The following is a 1,422-nucleotide window of genomic DNA, read 5'->3' on the forward strand; positions in this document are numbered from 1 at the left end:
CTCCGTAAGTTGTTAGGCGGCCCGGGAGGGCCGGGTGTGGCTGATGGCAGCTTGTCTCGTGTGACTCGGCAGGAGTGGCCGCCCGGCTCTTCGGGGCGCCCTGGCTGCTGATTGAGATGTGCGTTGTGGTCGCTGTTTACGGAGATGACAGCAGGGTGTTCCTCGGGCCCACGGCATGCTGCGCGGAACGAGGAGGGGCGAGTGAGCAAGCGGCGGGCCCGAGTCTGGGCCGGGATCGACGCAGGCAAGGGCCACCACTGGGCTGCGGTAGTCGACGAGGCCGGTGCCACGCTGTGGTCAAAGAAGATCGACAACGACGAGTCGGCAATTCTGGCCGCGCTCGTCGAGATCCTGGACCTGGCGGACGAGGTCTACTGGGCGGTGGACATCACCGGGACGTCGTCCGCGCTGCTGCTGGCCCTGCTGGCGGCCCATGGCCAGCGTGCCGTCTACGTGCCCGGTCGGACGGTCAACCGTATGTCGGGCGCCTACCGAGGCGAGGCGAAAACCGATGCTCGCGATGCCTACGTCATCGCCGAGACTGCGCGTCACCGTCGGGACTTCGCCGCCATTGACGTGCCCGCCCAGCTGGCCGCCGACCTCGCGCTGCTGACTGCCCACCGCACCGACCTCGTGGCCGACCGGGTGCGGATGATCAACCGCCTGCGGGACGTGCTGACCGGTATCTTCCCCGCGCTGGAACGAGCCTTCGATTACAGCGCGCAGAAGGGTGCACTCGTGCTGTTGACCGGTTACCAGACGCCGGCCGCGATCCGCCGCCGCGGCCGGGCCCGACTGACGGCCTGGCTGGCCAACCGCAATGTCCGAAACGCCGACGCGGTCGCCGCGACCGCGCTGGAGGCTGCGCAGGCCCAGCAGACCGCGCTGCCTGGGGAGGACGTCGCCGCGCAGATCGTCGCCGACCTCGCGACGCAGATCCTGGCCCTGGACGACCGGTTGAAACGGATCGACAAGCAGATCCGCGAGACGTTCCGCAGCCACCCGCAGGCGGAGATCATCGAGTCCCTGCCCGGCATGGGCCCGATACTCGGGGCGGAGTTCGTCGTCGCGGCAGGCGACCTGTCGGCCTACGCCGACGCCGGTCACCTGGCTTCGGCGGCCGGGCTGGTGCCGGTCCCGCGCGACTCCGGCCGCCGAACCGGCAACCTTCATCGTCCGAAGCGATACAGCCGCCGCCTGCGCAGGGTGTTCTATTTGTCCGCACAGACCAGCATCATCCGCGAAGGTCCGAACCGGGACTTCTACCTCAAGAAACGCGGCGAGGGCTGCAAGCACGTCCAGGCCGTCATCGCTCTGGCCCGCCGACGAGCGAGCGTGTTGTGGGCGCTGCTGCGTGACGGACGGGTCTTCACCGCCGCCCCACCGGTCACGCAAGCGGCTTGACTTCGTCATTGAGACTCC

General features: G+C 68.8%; 1 protein-coding gene. It reads left to right on the forward strand.

What is annotated here, in order from left to right; translation table 11 throughout:
• Nucleotides 1–201: 201 nt before the first annotated feature.
• Nucleotides 202–1,404, forward strand: coding sequence for an IS110 family transposase (locus ACWCP0_RS42110; protein WP_451083987.1), 1,203 nt, complete (start codon nt 202–204; stop codon nt 1,402–1,404).
• The last annotated feature ends 18 nt before the right edge of the window (nt 1,405–1,422 follow it).

The organism is Streptomyces sp. NPDC001970 (genome assembly GCF_053594115.1).